Genomic DNA, 18,797 nt, shown 5'->3' on the forward strand with positions numbered 1-18,797 from the left:
GTAGTAACGACTTCAGTCGTTCTCTTCAGTTCGTAGTAACGACTTCAGTCGTTCTCTTCAGTTCGTAGTAACGACTTCAGTCGTTCTCTTCAGTTCGTAGTAACGACTTTAGTCGTTGCTATTTCAGATTTAAAATCACCTCTCGCGCCACCGCTTCCACCACATTAATACTCACCGAATTTCCCAACTGATAATAAGCCCGATCGCCCTTCGGATGCAGGATAAACTCATCGGGAAATCCCTGCAACCGCGCCGCCTCCCGGGGAGTAATTCTCCGCACTCGCCCCTGATGATACACCCCCAACCGATTAGCATCACTTGCCACTAACGTTACCGCAATTTTTTGCGGATCTAAAAACTTATAAACCTCAAAAGAAAAATTACCCGAAACCGGCTTATATTTCCCTTGGACAATTTTAAGATAATTCTTCCCCACCAAAGACTCTAAAATCTTTTCCAACTCCGGAGAATCAAAAAACGTAGCAATTTGCTCCTGACTCAGCAACTTCCCATCTTGCTCTTTTCCAAATTCGCTATTGCGCCGCTTCAGGATAAACCGATTCATCAACTCAATTTCATCCGCACTACATTCCCCACGCAAGCCCAACTCCCAAGAATGAATCGAATTCCCCCCGCGATAGTCAATTAATCGCATCCCATGCAATCCATTCAAATCTCCATCTAATCGCTTCTCCAAAGCCCTCACAAATTCTGGGGAACAATCATAGTCTTTCGGGGGATTATCTTCTAAAATGTCCGCCACCGTGACAGGTTTCGACGCCGGATCACCTAAAGAAAGTGGTTGGGGATGATACGAATGAGAATCTTTCGGACCGGGGTCAGAAACTAACCGATAGTTAGGAACAGCATTGAACAATCCGACGAGATAAACCCGCAAACGATTTTGGGGGAGTTCAAAATTAGCACTATTCAGCACTAATACATCAAAACTATAGCCTCTGACTTCCAACTCATGGTGAATTGTTTTAATGGTATTCCCCCCATCATTAGTTAACAAACCCCGCACATTTTCAAACAGAAAAGCTTGAGGCTGATAGGTATCCATTAACCGAATAATTTCAAAAAATAGGGTTCCTCTCGTATCTCCAAATCCGGCCTTTTTACCCGCAGCGGAAAATGACTGACAGGGAAACCCCGCTAATAACACATCATGAGGCGGCAGATTTTCAAGAGTCCGGACATCACCTTGGGGAGACTCGCCAAAATTCTGCTGATAAACCCAACCAGAATCTGGCTTAATTTCGCAACTCAAAACACAGTGAGTTTTGAAAGAAAGTTTTTGGGCGGCTTTCTCAAAGCCTAACCTCATGCCACCAATACCCGCAAATAAATCCACAAAGCGGATAGTTTTCATCGGGAAATATTTTTAATCTCATTTGTTGTTTGTAATGGGTCATTTGAATTAATGCCAAATGACCCATTACAAACCCTCTTAATCCACGCCCTCAATCGGCGCAAATCCTTGGCGTTGGACGTTTTCGCTGACGTGACGGGGTTCTAAAAATTGCAGCAGGTAATCCGGTCCTCCGGCTTTAGAACCCACTCCAGACAGTTTAAACCCACCAAAGGGTTGTCGCGCCACGATCGCCCCGGTAATGCCTCGGTTAATATAGAGGTTACCCACCTCAAACTCGGCGTAGGCGCGGTCAATATGAGAAGGGGTTCGGGAATATAACCCGCCAGTTAGGGCAAAATTTGTCCCATTGGCAATCTCTAACGCTTCATCGAAATCTTTAGCGCGAATCACCGATAAGACGGGACCAAAAATCTCTTCTTGGGCGATCGCCGCATCGGGTTTCACATTGCTAAAAATCGTGGGTCCAATAAAATAACCTGTCTCAGGAACTGCCATTTCTAGGACTAATTCCGCCTCCGCTTTTCCTTTGGCAACATAACCTTGAATGCGATCGCGCGCATTGGCATCAATCACGGGCCCCACTTGGGTACTCGGTTCCTCTGCTACCCCAACATTCAGCGATCGCGTGGCTTCAACTAACCGATTCACAAAGCTGTCATACACGGGTTCTAACACAATCACCCGCGAACAAGCAGAACATTTTTGTCCACTATATCCAAACGCTGATTGCACTACCCCCGCCACTGCTGGATCGAGGTCCGCACTTTCATCGACAATCACCGCATTTTTGCCACCCATTTCGGCAATCACCTTTTTCAGGTGTTTTTGTCCCGGTTGCAAAATCGCCGCTTCCGCATAAATTTGACAGCCGACTTCTTGGGAACCCGTAAACACAATGGTATTCACATCGGGATGTTTCACCAAATGAGAACCTACGCTTGAACCTTTACAGGGAATATATTGAAAGACTCCCGATGGAATTCCCGCTTCGACTAAAATTTCTGCAAATTTAGCCGCAATTACCGATGACACTTCCGCCGGTTTTAATAAAGTGCAATTTCCAGCAACCAAGGAAGCAACTGTCATGCCAACGGGAATGGCAAAGGGGAAATTCCAGGGAGAAATGACAACGGTAATTCCTCGGGGTTGATAATGATAGCGGTTGGTTTCTCCGGCGACATCGTAATTCACCCCGCTATTGAGTCGTTCCATTTCATCGGCATAATACCGACAAAAATCAATTCCCTCGGAGATTTCTGCATCACATTCCCGTAAGGGTTTGCCGACTTCTAATACCATCCAAGCGGATAATTCATGGCGGCGTTTTTCCATTAAATCTCCGGCTTTGCGAAGCAAGTTTGCCCGATCGCCTGCCGGGGTGGTGCGCCATTGAGTTAAGGCGGATTTTGCAGCAGCGACTGCCTGATCCGCCTGTTCCACAGACATTAACCCAATTTTGCCAATCACTTCGTCAGGATTGGAGGGATTAACGGAGTTCACGGTATTTGGCGCATTCACGCGATCGCCATTAATTAAAGGTAGATAAATTTTACCCAATTGTTGGCGAACAGAAGCTAATGCCGCTGCTGCTTCTTCCCGTTCTTTCGTCTTGGCATAATCGCGATCGGGTGCCGCATTGGGTAAGGCTTTATTGTGAATGGCGATCGTCTCATCCCCGTTCGGTTGCGGGGGACCAATTAAACTTTCAATCGGGCGATCTTCCTGACTTTGCCGCACAAATGAACTATTGGCGGTATTTTCCAACAAGCGGCGAATCAGATACGCCATCCCCGGGAGTAAATCTCCATAAGGACAATAAACGCGCACCCGGTATCCCTGTTGCACCAAGGCTTTGGCGAGTTTATCTCCCATGCCGTAAAGCACCTGCATTTCAAAGCGACGGCGAGGGATATTCAGGGTTTGGGCAATTGCAATGGCATGGGCTTGAGATCGGACATTATGAGACCCGATCGCCCCATACAAATATTCGTGATTTTCTAACAGCAACTCTGTCATTTCTTCAAAATTAACATCGGTTGCTGCTTTATCATTAAAAACAGGTTGCGGCCAATGTTTTTGAATTGCTTTAATCGTTTCTTGGTCCCAATACGCCCCTTTCACCAAGCGCACCGTCACCGGATTTCCCCGTTCTTTAGCCCAGTCAATCAATCCTTGCAAATCTTGTTTACTATCGCGCAAATAGGCTTGCAAGGTGACTCCGATATCTGTGCGACTGCGGAATTCTTCTTCCATCAGCAATCGCTTGAGAATTGACAGGGTGAGGTCTTTATAATGATACTGTTCCATATCAAAATGGACCGCTGCACCGACGGATTGGGCGTGACGCAGGAGGCTACGAATGCGATCGATAACTCGCGCTTCACTGCCCTCAGCATCAATGGGGTCAAATTGGGAATAAAATGCCGTTAATTTGACCGAAACCTGCACTTGGGGAATGGTTTCCCCATCGGCTTCATCAATTTGAGGAACCTTAGACCATTTTTTAGCCACATCGGTTAGCTGAGTCATCAAATCGAGGTAGCGTTCTAAATAAGATTGCGCCTCAGCTTCGGTAATCACTGCTTCCCCAAGCAAGTCCATTGTAAAGGCCATTTTGTCTTTTCGCAGACGTTCAATGGTTTTGAGGGCTTGCTTAATGTTTTCCCCAGAAATATATTTTTGCGCCAGGGTTTCTACGGCAGTGGATACGGTTGTTGCAGCAATTTGACCGGGAACAGAGTCTCCTCCACTAAACCCAATTAGTTTTTTGAGGGCGTCGGGGAGTTCGACTTCTTCCACCGTCAAATATTCTTGTAAGTGACGGGCAATTTCGGGTTTGCTTCGTAAGGCGGGGAGACAGTCAATAAAGCGAAATAGCTGGACCCGTAAACCGGGGTTGCTCATCGCCCAATCGAGTATTTTATCATCCCAACGCATTTGGTCTTGCAATTGGGCGAAAAATGAGCGCTTTTCCTGGGTTGCTGCCAGGAGTTGCTTGGCAATTTCTTGAGTTTTGGCTTCGTAGGTTGTGTTTTTGGACGCTTGTACTACCACGGCTGACTTTACCCTTTTTTGAGGCTAGATGATGGGTCAGGTCTCCGACGCGATCGCGCCTTTGACTGCCAAACTCAATATTATAGCTTTTTTTAAAGTTTTCTTCAATAAAAATCCCGGTTGGACCCTGAAATTCTCTAGCATTTCTACTCAGGTTACTGAGAAATATTAGACCGATTTAATGCAATAAATTCGTGATAATTTTTGGATGATTGGAGTTCCCTAGGCAGGGACCAGAAACCGGGTTTCTTGCCAAGTTGTTGCGATTTGTCACAGAGGGTATGTAGAAACCCGGTTTCTTATCTTGGGTAAATGACGAACAATGGGGATTTCATGTAGGGGCGCAATGCTTGCGCCCCTACAAATACACCTTGACAGTGCAAGAGTTTATCCCCCATATTCAAAGAGGATTTCATTGCGTTGCACAGCATCGATATGACCTTGACTGGAATACCCGTTAAACAGGTTATGGACCGCTGACGGAGGAAGTAGTGTCGTCTGCCATGTCTGCAAAAATTGGGTTAAGAGTTTATCCTGTTCTTGTCGAAATCCATCTAAATAATTGCCTCGGTTGAGAATCGCAAAACAAATCCACCCTTTATCCTGGGTGGGGAGGATTCCGGCAAGGGCACTGACATCCCATAAAGTGCCAGTTTTTACGACTGCACCCCCGGGAATCTCTCGGTAGTCCATTGTTCCACCATCCCGACCCGAAACGGGAAAGAGGTCACTTAAGGAGAGGTTTTGGGGTTGTAAAAGTTGTTGAATTGCCATAAACATTCCACAAGCGGCCCGGGGAGAAATTTGGTTTTCTTGTCCTAAACCCGACCCATTAATCAGTTGAATTTCTGATAGGGGAACTCCGGCTGCTTCTGAGGAAAGTTTACGAACTTGGTTGACGCCGCCCAAGGCATCGGCTAACATTTGAGCCATGACGTTGTTGCTGTAAATGTTCATTTGTTGCAACAAATCACGCAAGGGCAAGGACCGATGGCGGATTAAGAGGGTTTGGTTGGGAATGGGTTGGGAGGCGATCGCAATTTGTCCGGCGATCGCGACATTGGGCTTATGAGTCCCCGGTGCCATTTGCCAATAGGCATGGGCCGCCTCATGGGTCCACAGACGCTCATCGAGTGCCTCTCGCAACATTTCGGCACTCACCTCGGGATTCTCGTAAAAATTCATCGAGAAATTGCCCGTAATAATTAAATTACCCGTCACCTGGCGAATTCCCATTTGATTCAGGGTATTCCCCAGGACGATCGCCTCTTCCCAAATGAAAAAGGGGTCATCTCCTCCCGTGACAATCAAATCCCCTTGTAAGACCCCATCGACAATTTTACCCGTGGTCCCAATCAGGATTTCAAATTGATGATCGATGTCCCAAGTTAATAAAGCAGCTAAAGAGGTGGCGACTTTCGTAATTGAAGCGGCAGGGAGGGGAACGGTCCCCTGGTGATTGGCTAGGAGTTGATGACTCGATTGCACCCAGACCCCTTGACCTTCAGTCTGGAGGCCCTTGGCGACTAATCCCTGCAAGTATTGCTGCACCTGTTGTTCAGTGGGTGGATCAGCGATCTCCGCCAGAACATAGCCGGGAATCGCGGGTCCTAGGACTAACTCCACGGCATTTTCCCGAGAGAGTTTTAGCCCAGTCATATCTAACCACACCGAGAGCAAACCGGAACTGAGTAAATCCAGCATTACCACAAATTCTTCAAGCGTTCTTTATCCTTTTTACAAGGTTTTGTACGCCATACCCTAAAAAGACGCCTGGAATCATGGGGGCGATCGCCCGGACTCAGAACTCAGATTTCGCTTCTAAACCGGGGTTTCTAAGGCTTATAAGAGTAAGTTTTTTACACTCCTGGTGATTGACTTTACGATTCACTGCAAAGACGGGCATTTCCCTCCGGGCCCCTCCCCTGTGTCTTGGGGAGGGGCCCGGAGGGAAATGCCTTTTCACGAAAGAATCCCCAAAAAAAAATTATCCCCAGAAAACGGATCTTAATATTTATGCGATGGTTTAAGGCTTCTGGTAAAATTTGTAAGGTTTCTATGACTTCGATCAATGGGATCTTCACGGGCACGGATCGCTATAGATGCTATGGGCGGGGATAATGCCCCTGCAGCAATCGTTACGGGTGCGCTTCAAGCCGCCTCGGAGTTGGACGTAGATGTTCTTTTGGTCGGCGATCCTGAAAAGATCGACTCCTGCATCAAAGAACATCAAAAAGACGCCAATTTCCCTAATCTGAATCAGGTGGAAATTATTCCGGCTGAGGAAGTAGTGGAAATGCACGAGGAGCCTTTAAGCGCTTTAAAACGGAAGCGCAACGCTTCCATTCGAGTGGCTATGGAATTGGTCAAAAAGAACCAAGCTCAAGCCATTGTTTCAGCAGGGCACTCCGGTGCGGCAATGGCAGCAGCCCTCTTACATTTGGGGCGGCTGCCTGGAATTGACCGGCCAGCTATTGGTGCCATTTTTCCGACTATTGTTCCCAATAAATCCGTTCTGATTTTGGATGTGGGGGCGAATGTGGACTGTCGTCCCAAGTTCCTAGAACAGTTTGCGGTGATGGGAACGATTTACAGCCAATACGTTTTGGGGGTAGATGAACCCAAGGTGGGGCTGCTCAATATCGGGGAAGAACCCTCGAAGGGCAATGATCAGGCCGTTCGCACCCATCAGATGTTGGTTGACAATCCATTGGTTCCCTTTTTTGGGAATGCGGAGGGTCGCGACATTCTGTCGGGTAACTTTGATGTGATCGTCTGTGATGGCTTCGCTGGCAATGTCGTCTTGAAGTTCGCTGAAGGGCTTGGGGAAATTGTTCTGAATATTCTCAAAGAAGAATTGACCCAGGGAATCATGGGGAAAATGGGGGTTACCCTGTTAAAACCGAGTCTGAAACGGTTTAAGCAACGGGTCGATCACGTTGAACGGGGAGGCGGCTTATTATTGGGAGTAGCCGGAATTTGCATTATTACTCATGGCAGTTCCCAAGGCCCCACAGTTTATAATGCGATTCGCTTGGCAAAAGATGCGATCGATCACAATGTGCTCGATCGAATGCAGTCCCAGTTTGAATTACAAAAACAACTCACGGCAGTACCCGAACCGACGGCTGAAAGTTGACGGCTGAAAGTTGAGGGCACCGATCCGGCTGCGATCGCGCCTTTGGATACTCTAAACAACCGCGTATGACTCAAGAACCGACCGAGGGAGAATCAGTTTGAAAGAAATAGGGGTAGGCATTGCAATTACAGGAAGCGGTTCAGCGACTCCCGCGAACGTCCTAGACAATCAAGCGCTTTGTCAGATGGTGGAGACTTCCGATGAATGGATTGAGTCTCGCACGGGAATTCAGTCCCGACGGGTGGCTTCTGTGACAGAATCCCTCACGGAATTGGCGACTCAGGCGGCATTCAATGCGATCGCCATGTCGGGGATCCAACCCATAGACCTGGATTTGATTGTTCTGGCGACTTCCACGGCAGATGACCTGTTTGGGAGTGCTTCCAAAATTCAGGCCAATCTAGGTGCATCTCGGGCAGTTGCCTTTGACCTCACCGCTGCCTGTTCTGGGTTTCTGTTTGGTTTCGTCACCGCTGCCCAATTTATCCGCACGGGGGTCTACAAAAATGTCCTCGTTATTGGGGCAGATGTGCTTTCGCGCTGGGTGGATTGGGGCGATCGCCGTACCTGTATTCTCTTTGGCGATGGCGCGGGGGCTGTGGTCATGCAGGCCAATACCACTCGCGATCGCCTCCTCGGTTTTGAGTTGTGCAGTGATGGCAGTCAAAATGACTGTCTAACTCTGGCTTTCCAACCCCAGGAAAAAGCCCTCACTCCTACCCTGTCCGTCGGCCAAGGTACTTATCAGTTCATCCAAATGAACGGCAAAGAAGTCTACCGCTTCGCCGTCAAACGAGTGCCGGAAGTGATTGAAAAAGCTTTATATCGCGCCGATATCGAGGTCGATCGCGTGGACTGGCTGTTGCTCCATCAAGCCAATCAGCGCATTCTCGATGCCGTCGCCGTCCGACTCAACATTCCCACTCATAAAGTCCTGGGCAATCTCGCCAACTATGGCAACACCTCCGCCGCTTCTATCCCGATCGCCTTGGATGAAGCCGTCCGCGAAGGCAAAATTAAACCCGGTGATGTCATTGCCGCTGCCGGTTTTGGTGCAGGACTGACTTGGGGTTCTGCCATTTTTGAATGGGGCTAACTGATAGCGTTCTACCCCCCGCACCCAGGGTCGCGTTCCATTCGCAAAGGCTGGAGGCTCTCCTGGGCGGGGATCAGAGCGAGTTAGGAGCAAACAGACTTTTAAAAACAAAATGGGGGATGAACCTAGTTCTTTACCCTCTCTTTTTTGAACCATCACGCACGACCAATTGACAAATGACCAAAACAGCATGGGTGTTTCCCGGACAAGGTTCCCAAGCCCTAGGCATGGGTGTAGATTTAGCAAACCTACCCATTGCTCAAGAAAAATATGCCGCTGCTGAAGCGATTCTCGGCTGGTCCGTTTTGGACATTTGCACCAACGCCGAAGATAAACTCAGCAGCAGTCTGTACACTCAACCGAGTCTCTATGTTGTCGAGAGCATTCTGGTTGACTTAATGCGCGATCGCCATCAACAACCCGACCTCGTTGCTGGTCATAGTTTAGGCGAATATGTCGCCCTCTATGCCGCCGGTGTCTTTGACTTTGAAACTGGATTACAACTGGTCAAATATCGCGCTGAATTAATGAATACCGTCGCCGGGGGTCAAATGACTGCCCTGATAGGTTTCAACCGGGAACAGCTTGATGCTCAAATTAGTGCGACTCCCGATGTCGTCCTCGCCAATGACAACAGCGATGGACAGGTGGTCATTTCTGGAACTCCCGAGGCGGTAGAGTCCGTGATTGCAGCTATCAAAGTCAAACGGGCGGTTAAATTAAATGTGGCCGGGGCCTATCACTCCCCCTTCATGGAACCCGCACAAGCTCAGTTCCAAAAAGCTCTCGATGCGGTTCCCTTTACCGATGCCCTAGTTCCGGTTCTGTCCAATACCGACCCCACCCCGGAAACCAAAGCTGAGTTATTAAAACAGCGCCTCTCTCGGCAGATGACGGGCTCAGTGCGCTGGCGGGAAATCATGTTACAACTCCCGCAAGAAGGCATCGAAAACGTGATAGAAATTGGACCGGGCAAGGTCCTGGCTAATTTAATCAAACGCGCTTGTTCCGATTTAGTCGTCGCGAATGTCAGCACAATGGCTGACTTACCCGCATAATTTTACCCAAAACAGACGCAGTAATATTCCGCGTCTGTTTTCCTCTGAATTCTTCATTGTTGATTGCTCATTTCTTGTGGAAAAAACCCGCGAACCTGTTGCCAGCTTAATTCTGTATAACTTGTTTAAGTGGTCTGTGGTGAGTCCCCTGCTACATACCTACTTCCGGGGGCGGATTTATGGCGCTCAAAATGTGCCCCTGTCCGGCCCTCTAGTGGTGGTGAGCAATCATGCCAGTGACTACGACCCGCCGATTCTGGCTAACTGTATGAACCGTCCGGTTGCTTTTATGGCAAAGGAAGAGTTATTTGAGGTGCCGGGTTTAAAACAGGCGATTTCTTTGTATGGGGCCTATCCAGTCCGTCGAGGAGAGAGCGATCGCGCGGCAATGCGATCGGCATTATCTTCCCTAGAAGCAGGTTGGGCAACAGGGCTATTTTTAGACGGCACTCGCAGTCCTGATGGTCGCATTCACAACCCCAAACTCGGTGCGGCCCTGATTGCCGCTAAGGCCAAAGTACCTATCTTGCCGGTGAGTCTGTGGGGAACTCAGGCGATCGTCAAAAAAGGGCATCTCGTTCCCAAACCCGTTCCGGTGACTATCCGCATCGGCGAGGCGATCCCCGCCCCAGCTTCCACAAAGCGAGAAGAGTTGGAGGCAATAACCCAGCACTGTGTAGAGGTAATTCATGGGTTACATGATTTAGGCCGGTGAGGGGATATGGGGGAGATGGGGAGGATGGGGGAGATGGGGGAGATGGGGAGGATGTTCAACATCACGACTTCAGTCGTTCTCTTCGTTCGTAGTAACGACTTTAGTCGTTTTCTTAGTTCGTAGTAACGACTTCAGTCGTTCCCTCGCTGAAGCTGTGACAGACACGATGAGCGAATTAAGAGAACTGGAGGAGCCGCAGAGGGGTGCGTTACTTGGCTGAAGCCAAGTAACGAGGAAACGACTAAAGTCGTTACTACGAACGAAGAGAACGACTGAAGTCGTTACTACAAACAATCTCCCCCTCTCCCCCATCCTCCCCATCTCCCCCATCTCCCCTAATCCTCCTCCCCGTAGGCTGGGGCAAAACTGGCCCCTGTGTGTCCGGTGGTGAGCCACAAAATGGCTCTGGCCCCATCGCGGATGGCTTTTTCGATGGGTTCCGGCGATCGCCCCGAGGGGACGGGGAGGGGCTTGAAGCTAATCCCCCGACTCCCTAACACAATCTCCCCAATCACTTGAGCTCGGCGCATATGATCATCGGAGGTAATCAAATAAACACTCTCGATCCCCTCGGACTTTAACTGATCCACGAGGGTGGTAAAATTGGTAACGGTATCCTGGGCTTGATAGTCTAAATGGACCCGTTCCAGGTCTATTCCCGCTTTGGAAAAGACCCATTCCGCATATTCTTGATTGCTGCCTCCAGAGACCCAGATTTGTAAATGGGGATGGTTTCGGGCAAATTCTGCGGCAAATTCTTCTCGCTCTAAAGCCCCCCCCAAGACTAACAGGGCTTGGGGGGTATCAATATAGTTTCTGATTTGTTTGTAGGCGATCGCGCCCATCAGGGACAATCCCAAAAGCAGCCATACCAAAGATCTGCCTGGGGACTGCTTCGTTTTTGCACTCCCGTGAAGTCTTCCTTTCAGACAGATCTTCAACAACATATCTCAAGTTACCAACTATTGATTGAGTAGTCACCGAACGAGCCACCCGAGTTCATGATCCACGAACCGGGTGCAAGTTTTCGTACTATAGACTAACAGAGAACGGGACTGGCCGGATTTGAACCGGCGACCTAGCGCTTCAGATTTGTGTGAGTTTCTTCACTCTCTGGACTATTCCTTCACCTTAGACTTGAGGTCCGTAGGTGGTGGCCGTTACGTTTGAGGAGGGTTGTACTTTATAGCGTAGACTGTCCGGGACGTAAGGAGTAATGAAACCGAGAAATCGTTTTCCCTCTTGAGTTCCCATTCTCAATCGATAAGCATCCGCCGTTTTACTCAGGCCCCACTTAAATCCCCAAATTTCCGAAAAATAATCAATAATGATTTTATTTTCCCATTCGGAGAGGTTGGTGTTTAGATATAGTTCTAGGGCATGAATTTTTCCATTCCTTTTTTTAAAGGACTTGGACCCTCGGTCTAAAAACCATAAGGCGATTCCCGCAGGGGTTAAGAGGTTCAGAAACTTAGCCGTGACGGTTTTAATCCCGCCGCAATAGAGTTTCTTCACCAAGACCCGAGTTAAGGGAATTAACTTCGGTTCTAAACAGAGGAGTTGCTCTCCCCGGTTGGTGGTTCGAGGTCGGATGCTAACCGGCTGTTGGGTGATCTGTTCGAGAAGTTGTTTTTTAAACAAAACGTAATTCTCTTGGGTTGCTCGATGGGAAATATAGAAATTGTTTTGATTTCTTTTTCCCTGACCCAATAACATCCCCACTAAAACGCCTCGTTGTTCTACTTTGGATGCGACATTAAAGTCCATCTCTAATGGCTCTCTCAAACCAGTCTCTGCACCTTCCTTTGACAGCTATAACTTTATAGGGACCGGATCAAATGTCAATTCTTTCCGATGCCTGCGGTTGTTTAGCCATTCAAAGGCTTGGCTCAAGATTACCTTATCTGTCCATTGGCTTTGATTGGAAAGCTGAATTCAGACTTAGGCTTTCTTGAATTTGACCACATTCACTCCTGGAGTTTCCTCCAAGGTGCCCGATGCTTCAGGAGGCGCTTGCTCTATCCAACTGAGCCACAGCCCCAAGGCTAATTTGATTGTAGCAGAACTGGGGACAACTCGTCTGCTTTTTTACGGGTTTAGGGTGTTCTACTGGGAGGGTGCGATCGCCTATAAACCCTTGATTTTTGGGTGGATTCTGGAGATGAAACCAGAGGCAGGCGGGGGCGATCGCCTCGTCCCCGTGAGGGTCCTAGACCCCAGCAAATCTCTTTCCGAGGGAGGAAGAAATCAGGGTCTATCGGAGGGTGACAAACAATGAGGTTGCGATCGCCATCACTTCACCCGTTTGGTTTCGTCACCTGAAAACGGGAAAACGCCTCACTATTGAGGGTAGGAAACATCACAGAAATCAGGAAATGCTCGTCACTGAGAAGCTTTGAGCAAAAGGCGATACTAAATTCATCAAAGAAAAGAAGAAGGGACCTGACTATGATTCGCATCCGGGACATCGTGCAACAAGCATTGGCAATGGGTTATCTGACCGTCGAAGCTGAGGACCAGCTTAGAGATCTGCTGAGTGCCAAGTATGATTTAGAAGACTTGAATGCCTTTATGACCCTACAGCACGCCAGTATGTCCGGACGGATTAAGCAGCAGTCTAGGCTCCTGCGCTACAAGACGACGGGGGAGGAGAGGATCAACCCGGTATCTCGTCAGGCGGGATAACCGATGATTCTGTTCCGCCCTATTTTGGGGCGGCTTTGATTTTGGGCCGTAGAAACTTCTCCCCAACATTGCAAGTTAAGGATTAACTATTTGTCAGAAGGGGAGCCTCAACGGATTGGTTTAGAGTGAAGGGGCGATCGCCAGCCCTGAAAGTTTAATTAAAATTGGATATGTTATCCTTTTGAGAATTTTTTAAGGAATCCGGGGAGCTCCGCTTGATATTGGAGATTGCTCTCAAATTCCGGACCCCAGTGCCATCGGTGGTGCCTTGCGGAAAAAAAATCCAGGAGGGGGTAAAACCCCCACGGGATTAGACCCATCACCCCCTATAATAACGGGGATAACCGAGGGGGGCTGATTAGTCCTAGCGTGCATCAAACTCAGGAGAACTCACGGCATGGCATATATTATCTCAACCATCAATATGAAGGGGGGCGTCGGAAAAACAACCCTAACTGTTAACCTAGCCGCCTGTTTAGCCAAAGACTATCACAAACGAGTGTTAGTCGTGGACCTGGATACTCAAATTAGCGCCACCCTCAGTTTAGTTTCTCCTCATGACTTTTCTAAACTGCGGAAAGAAAAACGCACCTTAAAGCATTTAGTCAATGATTTTATTCAACCCATTGACCAAAAATCATTACCCATCCAAGATATTATTAAACCCTATATTGGAACCGTTAAAGGATTAGATTTACTCCCCGGAGATTTAGAAATTTATGATGATTTTATGGTCTCGGAAGTATTGCATAAAAAGGCTTTGCGCCTGGGCAAAGATAACTTTGAAGAAGTCTGGACTAAATTAGAGCAAATTTTAGTCCGGGGAATTTTGGAACCTGTGATGAAAGATTATGATTTCATCATCCTAGACTGCGCCCCCGGTTACAATTTATTGACGCGCAGCGCCTTAGTTGCCAGCGACTATTATCTTCTCCCAGCTAAACCCGAACCGCTATCTTTGATTGGAATTCAGTTATTAGAAAGACGCATTAACCAACTCAGAGAAGTTTATAAAAACGAAAATTCCCTGGACTTAGACATGGTGGGAATTGTGTTTAGTATGTCGGGGAATGTACTCACAGGTAGATACTACCGACAAGTCATGCGCCGAGTCCATGATGATTTTGGAGAGACCAAAATTTTTAAAACTAGAATCCCAATGGATGTCAATGTCTCTAAAGCGGTGGATAGTTTCCTCCCCGTTTTTCTAACTCATCCCACCTCCATTGGTGCAAAAGCATTTTCACAATTAACTGATGAATTCATGCAAAAACTGCAAATCATCGTTGAAATGAAAGAGCAGAGAAACAAATTAAACCTGGTTAATTTAGATTAAAAAAAATTTTTTGGCTAAACTAAGGCTTTCTATAAATTTCATCAGAAGTTGACAGCCATTGCAGTGACTTAGGGAACTCCAAAAAATAAAACCGCCAAAATGTTTGTAGTGACTCGTTCAGGAGTCATTTTATTCAAGGAAACCCCTGAAGGGGTTACTACGAACGTTTGGATGATTTGTTTTTTGCAATCCCCTTATGCTGATAAAATAATTCTCTCCCATCTACTCAATCCCAGCAACGTAATTAAACACCATGATTTGGCTAAGTTCGGGTTTGAAAACTGCTTTTCTGGCTGGAGTGGCTGTGGTATCTGGGCGGTTATGCCAGCCTTTTCCCTTGTTTTTTCCCGTGGTTCTGTTTTTGGGAATCGCCTATCCTTACCGCCTGCTGGAATGGATGCGTTGCCGATCGCAGGGTCAACCCATTCCTTGGGTGAAGTTGCGCTGGCAAAGTTGGCGGGAAGGTGTCAATGGATTAATTGTGCTATTTGTCTCTCTCTTCGTCGCTCTCCTCCTCTCCATCCTAATCACCGGAGGAACCCTGGTTTTGGTCTTTTCTATACTAGCGGCGGTTTTGGATGACTCGTTCACTCCCGAGTTAGCTGGGTTGTTCGGGCGTCATACTGCGCAGGGTGTGAGTCCGAGTCTCTCGTTTGGAATGGCAATCGTCTGGTTTGCGATCGCCACGGGTCTGTATCGCTATGAATCCTGGGCGCAGCAACGACGAAAATCACGGAGGAAGACTCCTCGTCCCCCCTACCAGGTCAAACCCGCCCCACTGGATCCGGTGGACTTGGACCTGGATCACCTTCGCAGTGATTTGGGGTTGACTCAGATGAAAGCTCGTCAACGGCGTCAATCAAAACCGTAATTTGATTCACTATATATAAATATAATGAGAAGATTGCATTCCAGTTATTTTGTGACTCAATACAGAGGGTGAGAAGTTCTGGATGCAGAAATTATGCCCCTCACTTGAGGGTAAGTTTTTGGGGCTAGAAACCGGGGTTCTGGCGATGATTTGGGGTGAGGTGGCAGAATTTGGGGCAGACAGCCGGTTTCTCACTTGGGGGCTAGAAACTGGGGGAGAAATCTGGTAAAGTGAATTGATCCTAATACCAGACAACTAGCAGATGAACATTCGGATTGGCAACGGTTATGACATCCACCAACTCGTGAGCGATCGCCCGTTAATTCTCGGGGGCGTCCGGATTCCCCATGAGTTGGGATTATTGGGTCATAGCGATGCGGATGTGCTGACTCATGCGATTATGGATGCCATGCTTGGGGCCTTGAGTTTAGGGGATATTGGACTGTACTTTCCCCCCAGTGACCCCCAATGGGCGGGTGCAGATAGTTTAAAATTATTAGAGCAAGTTCATCAACTGATTCGAGAACGGGGATGGGAAGTGGGGAATATTGATTCCGTCGTCGTGGCAGAACGACCCAAATTGAAACCCCATATTTCCGCCATGCGCGATCGCCTTGCTCAAGTCTTGAATATTGAAGGCGATCGCATTGGAATTAAGGCCACCACCAATGAAAAACTAGGACCCGTCGGACGAGAAGAAGGTATCGCCGCCTATGCCGTCACCTTATTAGTCACTCAACCCTAAACCAATCGCTACAATAAAACATCAACCCAAATTCCTACAACACCTTGGAGGAGAGCGTCTCAATTATGATTAAAAAATATTGGAAACAGGGAGTGGCGATCGCCCTCACCGTTTTGGTCGGCCTTTCTTTATCTTCCTGCAATCCCGCCCAATTTAAAACCTCCGCCTCCCAAACTCCCTTAGTCTTGAGTATTCTCAGCGACCCCAAAACCTTTAACTCTGCCCTGAGTGAAGAATCTCCTAATATTTTTGGCTATACTTACGAAGGGTTAGTCGCTGAAAATCCGTTCACCGGAGAAGTCGAACCTATCCTGGCCGAATCCTGGGAAATTTCCCCCAATGGATTGCGAATTATCTTTACTTTAAGAGAAAATTTGCAATGGTCTAATGGTCAACCTTTGACCGTTGATGATGTTGTTTTTACCTATAACGACATTTACTTTAATGACAAAATTCCCAGCAGTACCTCTGATGTGCTGCGGATTGGCGAAAGTCGCGCCTTTCCCACTGTCCGAAAACTGGACAATCGCCGGGTAGAATTTACTGTAGTCGAACCCTTTGCCCCCTTTTTAAGAGCCGCAGGATTGCCCATTTTGCCCGCTCATGCACTGCAAAAATCCGTGGAAACCTTAGATCGCGAAGGAAATCCCGTCTTTCTCTCCACCTGGGGCATTAATACTCCCCCAGAGGAAATTATTGTCAATGGTCCTTACAAACTCGCCAGTTACCGACCCAGCGAACGAGTTTTCTTTGAAAAAAACCCCTACTACTGGCGCAATCCTCAGCCTTATATTGAGCGAATTTCTTGGGAAGTTGTCGAATCTCAAGATACCGGAGTCGTCCAATTTTTATCGGGAATTTTGGATAGTATTTCCGTCAGGCCGGAAGATTTTTCTTTACTGAAAAAGCAAGAGGAACGAAATAACTTTAAAATTTTATATGAATTAGAACCGGCTCCGGGAATTACCTTTATGACCTTTAATTTGAATAAAGGTCGGTTGGAGGATAGCAATCGTCCCGTGGTGGACCCGATTAAGTCGCGCTGGTTTAATTCCCTGAAATTCCGACAGGCGATCGCCTATGCAACGGACCGGGAAACCATGATTGAGAATACCTTCCAAGGGCTAGGAAGACCTATCAACTCTCATATCTCGGTCCAAAGTCCGTACTATCTCACCCCAGAAGAAGGCTTAAAAGTTTACGACTACAACGTAGAAAAAGCCCGAGAACTGTTACAAGAAGATGGATTTACTTATAACAACCAAGGCCAACTTTTAGATTCCGAAGGGAATCGGGTGCGCTTTACCTTAATTACCAATGCCGGTAATAAAATTCGCGAAGCAATGGGTGCGCAAATCAAGCAAAACCTGAGTCAAATCGGCATCCAAGTTGATTTCCAACCCCTCGCTTGGAATGCGGTGATTACCAAATTATCCGATTCCCTAGATTGGGAAGCCCTGATCATTGGATTTGGCGGCGGAACCGAACCCCATTGGTCCTCTAATTTATGGTTACCGGAAGGGCGACTGCATATGTTCAATCAACCTCGCCAAGTCGGACAAACCCCGTTAGTCGGGCGAGAAATTTCGGATTGGGAACGACGCCTGGGGGATCTTTATATTCAAGCCTCCCAGGAAATTGATGAAGCAAAACGGAAAGAACTCTATGTCGAAACCCAACGGATTACCCAAGAATATTTACCCGTGATTCAGTTAGTCAATCAACTGTCAATGACCGCCGTTCGGAATCGCGTTAAAGGGGTGGAATATTCTAGCCTAGGGGGAGCATTTTGGAATATTTATGAATTGCAACTGGAGGAATAGTTGTCTGGTAAAATGGCAGTTCTCAGGGCAAAAACCCTCAACTCAATCGCACCGCACGATTAACACCCACCCATGAATCCCGAAACGCTCCAATCTTTATTAGAAGCCGTGGCAGCCGGTAAAATGAGTCCATCCACTGCTGTAGAAGAGTTAAAATATCTCGGATTTGAGCCGGTGGGGGATTTTGCCCGAATCGATCGCCATCGGGCGTTGCGAACCGGCTTTCCAGAAACCATCTGGGGTCCAGGAAAAACCCCGGAACAAATCGCTGATATTATACTTTCCATGCGGGAGCATCATCCGGTGGTGATGGCAACCCGGATTGCTCCCGAGGTGTTTGCCGAGATTGAGGACCGGGTACATGGGTTGTATTATTATCCCACGGCGCGAATCTGTTCGACGGCGATCGCCTCTGCAACTGCAAAATATCCGGGCAAAATTGGCATCCTTTGCGCCGGTACTGCGGACCTCCCCGTCGCGGAAGAAGCGGCGATCGTTGCTGAACTCTCTGGGTTTGAAGTCAAACGATATTGGGATGTCGGAGTGGCCGGAATTCATCGCTTACTCGCCAGTTGGCGGGCGATCGCTGAGGCGGATGTCCTCATCGTCGTCGCCGGGATGGAAGGCGCATTACCCAGCGTCGTCGCCGGTTTAGCCAATGCACCCACCATCGCCGTTCCCACCAGTATCGGCTATGGAGCCAGTTTCAATGGATTAGCGCCCTTGTTAACCATGCTCAATTCTTGTGCCGCAGGTGTGGGAGTCGTTAATATCGATAATGGCTATGGTGCCGCCATTTTAGCCGGACAAATCTTGCGAACCGCACAACGAGTAATGGAAAAAACCGATCCTTCGGACTAGGGACAAGAAACCGGGTTTTTGCCTGAACTCAATGCA

The 18,797-nt window shown here is 48.0% G+C and carries 17 protein-coding genes; 12 read left to right on the forward strand and 5 right to left on the reverse strand.

Going from position 1 to position 18,797, the window contains the following annotated elements; translation table 11 throughout:
* Positions 1 to 118 precede the first annotated feature (118 nt).
* The 3 genes from dcm to NG795_RS00110 form a co-directional block, all read right to left on the reverse strand.
* Positions 119 to 1,375 (reverse strand): DNA (cytosine-5-)-methyltransferase, encoded by a 1,257-nt coding sequence (gene dcm / locus NG795_RS00100; RefSeq protein WP_367286639.1) that lies wholly within the window; start codon positions 1,373 to 1,375, stop codon positions 119 to 121.
* 78 nt (positions 1,376 to 1,453) lie between these two features.
* A complete protein-coding gene (pruA, locus tag NG795_RS00105) occupies positions 1,454 to 4,432 on the reverse strand; it encodes an L-glutamate gamma-semialdehyde dehydrogenase (protein WP_367286640.1) in 2,979 nt (992 codons plus the stop codon).
* A 387-nt stretch (positions 4,433 to 4,819) separates the two neighbouring features.
* Positions 4,820 to 6,136, reverse strand: a complete 1,317-nt coding sequence (locus NG795_RS00110) for a D-alanyl-D-alanine carboxypeptidase (RefSeq protein ID WP_367286641.1) — start codon at positions 6,134 to 6,136, stop codon at positions 4,820 to 4,822.
* A 367-nt stretch (positions 6,137 to 6,503) separates the two neighbouring features.
* Between NG795_RS00110 and plsX the strand changes: the two genes are divergently transcribed.
* The 4 genes from plsX (at position 6,504) to NG795_RS00130 (ending at position 10,440) form a co-directional block, all read left to right on the forward strand.
* Entirely contained in the window at positions 6,504 to 7,571 is a 1,068-nt protein-coding gene (gene plsX / locus NG795_RS00115) for a phosphate acyltransferase PlsX (RefSeq protein ID WP_367286642.1), read from the forward strand.
* Between the two features lie 97 nt (positions 7,572 to 7,668).
* Positions 7,669 to 8,667: a beta-ketoacyl-ACP synthase III gene (locus NG795_RS00120; protein WP_367286643.1), complete on the forward strand. Its 999-nt coding sequence runs from the start codon at positions 7,669 to 7,671 to the stop codon at positions 8,665 to 8,667.
* Positions 8,668 to 8,843: 176 nt separating this feature from the next.
* Complete coding sequence (gene fabD / locus NG795_RS00125; protein ID WP_367286644.1) at positions 8,844 to 9,725, forward strand: ACP S-malonyltransferase; 882 nt, start codon at positions 8,844 to 8,846, stop codon at positions 9,723 to 9,725.
* Positions 9,726 to 9,801: 76 nt separating this feature from the next.
* On the forward strand, positions 9,802 to 10,440 hold the full coding sequence (locus NG795_RS00130) for a lysophospholipid acyltransferase family protein (protein WP_367286645.1): 639 nt from the start codon (positions 9,802 to 9,804) through the stop codon (positions 10,438 to 10,440).
* Between the two features lie 335 nt (positions 10,441 to 10,775).
* Here the strand turns inward: NG795_RS00130 and NG795_RS00135 are convergent, their stop codons facing one another.
* A complete protein-coding gene (locus NG795_RS00135; protein WP_367286646.1) occupies positions 10,776 to 11,387 on the reverse strand; it encodes a YdcF family protein in 612 nt (203 codons plus the stop codon).
* Between the two features lie 184 nt (positions 11,388 to 11,571).
* Positions 11,572 to 12,207 (reverse strand): LAGLIDADG endonuclease, encoded by a 636-nt coding sequence (locus tag NG795_RS00140; protein WP_367286647.1) that lies wholly within the window; start codon positions 12,205 to 12,207, stop codon positions 11,572 to 11,574.
* Positions 12,208 to 12,430: 223 nt separating this feature from the next.
* Here NG795_RS00140 and NG795_RS00145 point away from each other — a divergent pair, with 223 nt between their 5' ends.
* From NG795_RS00145 to larB, 8 genes are all read left to right on the forward strand, one after another.
* Complete coding sequence (locus tag NG795_RS00145; protein ID WP_367286648.1) at positions 12,431 to 12,718, forward strand: hypothetical protein; 288 nt, start codon at positions 12,431 to 12,433, stop codon at positions 12,716 to 12,718.
* A 170-nt stretch (positions 12,719 to 12,888) separates the two neighbouring features.
* Positions 12,889 to 13,125 (forward strand): hypothetical protein, encoded by a 237-nt coding sequence (locus tag NG795_RS00150; protein WP_367286649.1) that lies wholly within the window; start codon positions 12,889 to 12,891, stop codon positions 13,123 to 13,125.
* Between the two features lie 397 nt (positions 13,126 to 13,522).
* Complete coding sequence (locus NG795_RS00155; RefSeq protein WP_367286650.1) at positions 13,523 to 14,461, forward strand: ParA family protein; 939 nt, start codon at positions 13,523 to 13,525, stop codon at positions 14,459 to 14,461.
* 253 nt (positions 14,462 to 14,714) lie between these two features.
* Positions 14,715 to 15,332, forward strand: a complete 618-nt coding sequence (locus tag NG795_RS00160) for a hypothetical protein (protein ID WP_367286651.1) — start codon at positions 14,715 to 14,717, stop codon at positions 15,330 to 15,332.
* An 82-nt stretch (positions 15,333 to 15,414) separates the two neighbouring features.
* Positions 15,415 to 15,561 (forward strand): hypothetical protein, encoded by a 147-nt coding sequence (locus NG795_RS00165; RefSeq protein ID WP_367286652.1) that lies wholly within the window; start codon positions 15,415 to 15,417, stop codon positions 15,559 to 15,561.
* 33 nt (positions 15,562 to 15,594) lie between these two features.
* Positions 15,595 to 16,077: a 2-C-methyl-D-erythritol 2,4-cyclodiphosphate synthase gene (ispF, locus tag NG795_RS00170; RefSeq protein ID WP_254566824.1), complete on the forward strand. Its 483-nt coding sequence runs from the start codon at positions 15,595 to 15,597 to the stop codon at positions 16,075 to 16,077.
* Between the two features lie 65 nt (positions 16,078 to 16,142).
* Positions 16,143 to 17,900: an ABC transporter substrate-binding protein gene (locus NG795_RS00175; protein ID WP_367286653.1), complete on the forward strand. Its 1,758-nt coding sequence runs from the start codon at positions 16,143 to 16,145 to the stop codon at positions 17,898 to 17,900.
* Positions 17,901 to 17,972: 72 nt separating this feature from the next.
* On the forward strand, positions 17,973 to 18,761 hold the full coding sequence (gene larB, locus NG795_RS00180; RefSeq protein ID WP_367286654.1) for a nickel pincer cofactor biosynthesis protein LarB: 789 nt from the start codon (positions 17,973 to 17,975) through the stop codon (positions 18,759 to 18,761).
* The last annotated feature ends 36 nt before the right edge of the window (positions 18,762 to 18,797 follow it).

It is taken from the genome of Laspinema palackyanum D2c (assembly GCF_025370875.1).
GTDB lineage: Bacteria > Cyanobacteriota > Cyanobacteriia > Cyanobacteriales > Laspinemataceae > Laspinema > Laspinema palackyanum.

Coding starts and splice junctions, on each gene's coding strand:
- dcm (WP_367286639.1), bottom strand. CDS start 1,375: ATGAAAACTATCCGCTTTGTGGATTTATTTGCGGGTATTGGTGGCATG.
- NG795_RS00110 (WP_367286641.1), bottom strand. CDS start 6,136: ATGCTGGATTTACTCAGTTCCGGTTTGCTCTCGGTGTGGTTAGATATG.
- plsX (WP_367286642.1), top strand. CDS start 6,504: ATGGGATCTTCACGGGCACGGATCGCTATAGATGCTATGGGCGGGGAT.
- fabD (WP_367286644.1), top strand. CDS start 8,844: ATGACCAAAACAGCATGGGTGTTTCCCGGACAAGGTTCCCAAGCCCTA.
- NG795_RS00135 (WP_367286646.1), bottom strand. CDS start 11,387: ATGTTGTTGAAGATCTGTCTGAAAGGAAGACTTCACGGGAGTGCAAAA.
- NG795_RS00140 (WP_367286647.1), bottom strand. CDS start 12,207: ATGGACTTTAATGTCGCATCCAAAGTAGAACAACGAGGCGTTTTAGTG.
- NG795_RS00150 (WP_367286649.1), top strand. CDS start 12,889: ATGATTCGCATCCGGGACATCGTGCAACAAGCATTGGCAATGGGTTAT.
- NG795_RS00155 (WP_367286650.1), top strand. CDS start 13,523: ATGGCATATATTATCTCAACCATCAATATGAAGGGGGGCGTCGGAAAA.
- NG795_RS00160 (WP_367286651.1), top strand. CDS start 14,715: ATGATTTGGCTAAGTTCGGGTTTGAAAACTGCTTTTCTGGCTGGAGTG.
- NG795_RS00165 (WP_367286652.1), top strand. CDS start 15,415: ATGCAGAAATTATGCCCCTCACTTGAGGGTAAGTTTTTGGGGCTAGAA.
- ispF (WP_254566824.1), top strand. CDS start 15,595: ATGAACATTCGGATTGGCAACGGTTATGACATCCACCAACTCGTGAGC.
- NG795_RS00175 (WP_367286653.1), top strand. CDS start 16,143: ATGATTAAAAAATATTGGAAACAGGGAGTGGCGATCGCCCTCACCGTT.
- larB (WP_367286654.1), top strand. CDS start 17,973: ATGAATCCCGAAACGCTCCAATCTTTATTAGAAGCCGTGGCAGCCGGT.